This window comes from Pseudorhodobacter sp. (assembly GCF_030452865.1).
Taxonomy (GTDB): Bacteria; Pseudomonadota; Alphaproteobacteria; order Rhodobacterales; family Rhodobacteraceae; genus Pseudorhodobacter.
Window position 1 is genome coordinate 1 of the sequence record NZ_JAKDLJ010000284.1, and the last position, 4,903, is coordinate 4,903.

The following is a 4,903-nucleotide window of genomic DNA, read 5'->3' on the forward strand; positions in this document are numbered from 1 at the left end:
ACCGGGTAGCCGGCCTGTCCAGCCGCAAGCCGAACCGTTTTGATCTGACCCCGGCTGCCGCAGAGCGGCGCGCAATTGCCGGTTTTCTTGGCCTCACCGCACTGCCCAAACTGCGGTTTTCCGGGGTGATCGCGCCCAAGGGTCGGCATGATTTCGTGCTGGAGGCGGTTCTGGATGCGGTGGTGGAACAGCCCTGCTCGATCACGCTGGAGCCGGTCGAAACCATTTTGCATGTAGATGTCATGCGAATTTACCTCGCGAATATGGAATTGCCCGAGGGCGATGAGATGGAGATGCCGGAGGATGACAACAACGAACCCTTGCCCGAGGTGATCGACGCGGGCCACGTCGCGACAGAAGCTCTGTCGCTCGCCCTGCCTGCCTCCCCGCGTGCGCCGGGCGCCGTGCTGGAACAGGCACAATTTGCCGCCCCCGGAACCGAGCCTCTCAAGGACGGCGACCTGAAACCATTTGCCGGATTGGCCGGGTTGAAATCCAAACTGGAAAACCCGGATGCACAATAGGGTTGCACGGGGCACCGGCATGGGGTGGATTTCCGCGTGAAAGGCGCATATGAAACAACATCGGCAAAAGCCCTGAGATAGGGCTTGCATGCGGCGGGAATCGCAGTATGTTCCGCGCTTCGTTTACAGTGTGGATCAGGCACGCCCAAAAACATGGGTAACCGTCCGATCCCAAAGGAAAATCAGGGGCTTGCCCCTCAAAAACCCGAGGTCGAGACATGGCTGTCCCGCAGAACAAAGTCACCAAATCCAAGCGCAACATGCGCCGCGCGCATGATGCGCTGGTCGCATCCAACCCCGCCGAATGCTCCAATTGTGGTGAGTTGAAGCGCCCGCATCACGTTTGCAGTGCCTGCGGTCACTATGACGCACGCGAGGTCATCGCCAAGGTCGAAGACACCGATATGGACGAGGACGCGGCGTAAGCCGTTCGTCTTCGCCCTGATGCATGACGACAAGCACAGACAAATCTGTGACATCTGACCAGCGCCCGAACGGGCAAGCTGTCAAGCAAATCGTCATTTCGGTTGACGCCATGGGCGGTGACCGTGGGCCTGTGGCTGTTGTCGCGGGTCTTGTGCTGTCGGCAGAGAAGAATCCTGAGATTGGCTTCATTCTGCATGGGGATGAGGCGGTTTTGGCGCCGCTGGTCGCCAAACATCCCGAACTCACGGGCCGCTGTGTGCTGCGCCACGCACCTCGTACGGTGTCGATGGAAGACAAACCGAGCCAGGTGATGCGCAATGGTGAGGGCACGTCAATGTGGTCCTGTATCGAAAGCGTGAAACTGGGTGAGGCCACAGTTGCGGTGTCTTGCGGCAACACCGGTGCGCTGATGGCGGTGTCAATGATCCGCCTGCGCAAAATCCCCGGCATCAATCGCCCCGCCATCGCCTGCCTCTGGCCCTCACGCAATCCTGGCGGCTTCAATGTGATGCTGGATGTCGGCGCCGATGTGAAGGCTGACCCCGAGGATTTGCTGCAATATGCGACGATGGGGGCGGCCTATGCCCGCAACGGCTTGCACCTGAAGCGGCCGCGCGTTGGTTTGCTCAATGTCGGCACTGAGGAAAACAAGGGCCGACCTGAGCTGAAACAGGCGTTTGAAGCGATGGGCGCGGTCGCCGCCGTGGGCGATTTCGAATTTGTCGGCTTTGTTGAGGGCGGCGATATTCCCGGCGACCGAGTGGATGTGATCGTGACCGATGGGTTCAACGGCAATATCGCGCTGAAAACCGGCGAAGGCACCGCAAAACTGCTGGCCGATTTCATGCGCGAGGCGTTCAACGCCAGCCTGCTGTCGAAATTCGCCGCCTTGCTTGCGATCGGTTCCCTGCGTCGGTTGCGCAAACGGATGGACCCGCGACAGGTCAACGGCGGCGTGTTTCTGGGGCTGAACGGCACCGTCGTCAAATCGCATGGCTCCGCCGATGCCACCGGAGTTTCGGCGGCAATCCGGCTTGCGTTCGAATTGGCCAAATCCGGCTTCAACGAACGGCTTGCCGCACGCGTTGCATCCGCAGAGCGCGCGGGGCAAGATGCGGTTGGGGATGCAGGCAGCGGGATTGGTGGGCAGACATGACGATTCGTTCCGTTGTGAAAGGTGTTGGGCATTATTTGCCCGAACGCGTGGTGCCGAATTCCGAATTCGAGGCGACGCTTGACACCACTGACGAATGGATTCGTACCCGCTCCGGTATTGAACGCCGCCATTTTGCCGCCGAAGGTGAAACCACCTCTGATCTGGCGGTGAAAGCCGCGCTGGCCGCGCTGGAAAATGCCGGGATGAGCGTTGACCAGATCGACGCGATCATCGTTGCCACCTCCACCCCGGATCTGACCTTTCCGTCCGTCGGCACCATGGTTCAGCAAAAACTGGGAATGACGCGGGGCTTTGCCTTTGACGTGCAGGCGGTCTGTGCCGGTTTCGTCTTTGCGCTGACCAATGCCAATGCGCTGATCCTGTCGGGACAGGCAAAGCGGGTGTTGGTGATCGGGGCCGAAACCTTCAGCCGGATCATGGATTGGACTGACCGTTCCACCTGCGTTCTGTTTGGCGATGGTGCAGGTGCCGTGATTCTGGAAGCCACAGTTGGGACCGGCACCACCGATGATCGCGGCGTGCTGGGTTCTGACCTGAATTCTGACGGGCGTTACCGCGAAATGCTCTATGTCGATGGCGGCGTGTCGACCACGGGGCAATCCGGAAAACTGCGGATGCAGGGTAATCCGCTGTTCCGCCAAGCCGTTGAAAAACTTGCGACAACGGCTGAAACCGCCTTGGAAAAGCTGGGGCTGACGGGCAAGGACGTGGATTGGATCGTGCCGCATCAGGCCAATCTGCGTATTATCACCGCCACCGCCGCCCGGATGCATGTGCCGATGGGGCGGGTTGTTGTCACCTTGCAGGATCACGGCAACACGTCCGCTGCCTCCATCCCGCTGGCGCTTTCGGTCGGGGTCGAACGCGGTCAGATCAAGCCGGGACAACTTGTCGTGGTGGAAGCGATCGGCGGTGGTCTGGCCTGGGGTGCTGTCGTGATGCGCTGGTAACCTGCGGAAATCCACCTGATTTCGCATTGTAGCTCCCGCCTGCAAGTCTCTGATATTGACTTGAGTTTTCAAACCGCGCATCCTGCTGGAAAAAATGGGGGGATGGAATGAGTGACAAGACTTTGACGCGCATGGACCTGAGCGAAGCGGTATTCCGCGAAGTCGGGTTATCGCGCAATGAATCCGCGACGCTGGTTGAAAGTGTGTTGCAGCATGTTTCGGATGCGTTGGCTGCGGGGGATACGGTGAAGATATCGTCCTTCGGCACGTTTTCGATCCGTGACAAGACCGCCCGCATCGGCCGAAATCCGAAAACCGGGGATGAAGTTCCGATCTCTCCGCGCCGTGTCCTGACCTTTCGCCCGTCGCATCTGATGAAAGATCGTGTGGCATCCGGCACCAAAGGCTGAAACGAGAGGCTTGATGAGCAAATCTCCCGATGCATTCCGAACGATCAGCGAAGTCGCTGAACTGTTGGAAACGCCCGCCCATGTCCTGCGTTTCTGGGAAAGCCGTTTTCCGCAGATAAAACCCGTCAAGCGCGCCGGTGGCCGTCGGTATTACCGCCCGTCTGACATGGCGCTGCTGTCGGGTATCCGGCGCTTGCTGCACGAAGAAGGGATGACCATTCGCGGCGTCCAGAAAATCCTGCGTGAGCAGGGGGTTAAGTTCGTCTCTGATCTGTCGGAAGAGGAAACTGCAGAGGCAGGCTTTGTCGATCTCGACGCAGCTGGTGCCGCAGATGATCTGGCCGAAGCACCAAGATCCTTCGCGCCAATCCCGCTTTTTCCTGCAAGCGCACCAATCGTGCAGAAGGCACCGCCGCCCAACCCTGATGATGGTTCCGATGAGGCCGAGCCTGCCGCACCTGACATCGCCGCAAAAGTCGCAGACAACCCGTTCGACGAGCCTCGTGAGGAGGAGGCGGTTTCAGAAGGACCATTTTCAGCCTCCGACACTGCCGATGACCCTTCTCAGGGCAGCAACCAGGGCACCGCCGCCGATGACCTGTTCGCACCGGAAGTTGAAAATATCTTCACCGCCGACCCAGAAGACGTACCCGAACGCGACGTAGAGAATCGGGTCCACAGCGAAGCCGCGTCAGACAATTGGCCGTTCACCACGCCCCCACATGACACAGGTGCCGCCGCCGATGATGATCTGGCGCTGTCTGCCGGGCCAGTCGGTGACTTGGATATCCGGGACACCGATGATGTCGGGTTCGATCTGCCCGACGACAGCGAATCAACCGATCCGTCGCTGGACTCGGAACACGCGACAGCACCACCGCAAACCGTCACGCCGTCGCAAGCGGAATCCACAAAACGCACTTTGCCGGAATTTGCACTCCCGGATCAACCCGTTGCCGTCGATTGGCTTGCTGCTGACCTGCGCGCCCTTCCGCGCGGGGCGCTGCTTTCAAAACGCGATACCGCACAGGCGCTGTTGAACCGCTTGCAAGCCTTGCGCGACCGGGTTGGCGATTTGGGCCGCGTGCCACGTCGCTGACGCAGGTTCGCGCCTGCGCGTCTTCGACGCCGAATGCCGCGCGATATCAGGATTTCAGGCTTGCTCCTGCGCGGAATATCAGTATGAAAGCCCTGTGTCGGGCTATAGCGCAGCATGGTAGCGCGTTCGTCTGGGGGACGAAAGGTCGTGAGTTCGAATCTCGCCGGGGCCACCAAAACCAGCTCCAGCAGATGGCACGCAGTTGCTGCTGCCGTGCCAGGTCAGCGCGCGTTGCTCACGAGCTGCATGACAGCATCAAGCAACCGGCCTTGTGTCGTGCCCAGTCCGGGCGCTTGTGCGCAAACTCGTCGCGACCG

General features: G+C 60.1%; 6 protein-coding genes and 1 tRNA gene. All 7 read left to right on the top strand.

Features of this window, described 5'->3' with window-relative positions; all coding sequences use genetic code 11:
* A partial coding sequence (locus L0H65_RS14590; RefSeq protein WP_301459778.1) for a DUF177 domain-containing protein occupies nucleotides 1–524 on the top strand: 524 nt, incomplete at its 5' end.
* 218 nt (nucleotides 525–742) lie between these two features.
* Nucleotides 743–949, top strand: coding sequence for a 50S ribosomal protein L32 (rpmF, locus tag L0H65_RS14595; protein WP_301459779.1), 207 nt, complete (start codon nucleotides 743–745; stop codon nucleotides 947–949).
* 23 nt (nucleotides 950–972) lie between these two features.
* Entirely contained in the window at nucleotides 973–2,106 is a 1,134-nt protein-coding gene (gene plsX / locus L0H65_RS14600; protein WP_301459780.1) for a phosphate acyltransferase PlsX, read from the top strand.
* Nucleotides 2,103–3,077, top strand: coding sequence for a beta-ketoacyl-ACP synthase III (locus tag L0H65_RS14605; protein ID WP_301459781.1), 975 nt, complete (start codon nucleotides 2,103–2,105; stop codon nucleotides 3,075–3,077). The genes plsX and L0H65_RS14605 overlap by 4 nt, the downstream gene beginning before the upstream one ends.
* A 107-nt stretch (nucleotides 3,078–3,184) precedes the next feature.
* Nucleotides 3,185–3,487, top strand: a complete 303-nt coding sequence (gene ihfA / locus L0H65_RS14610; RefSeq protein WP_301459782.1) for an integration host factor subunit alpha — start codon at nucleotides 3,185–3,187, stop codon at nucleotides 3,485–3,487.
* Between the two features lie 13 nt (nucleotides 3,488–3,500).
* The gene (locus tag L0H65_RS14615) at nucleotides 3,501–4,586 is read left to right on the top strand and encodes a MerR family transcriptional regulator (protein ID WP_301459783.1); all 1,086 of its coding nucleotides are present in this window, start codon (nucleotides 3,501–3,503) and stop codon (nucleotides 4,584–4,586) included.
* A 100-nt stretch (nucleotides 4,587–4,686) separates the two neighbouring features.
* Nucleotides 4,687–4,761 (top strand) — tRNA-Pro (locus L0H65_RS14620).
* The last annotated feature ends 142 nt before the right edge of the window (nucleotides 4,762–4,903 follow it).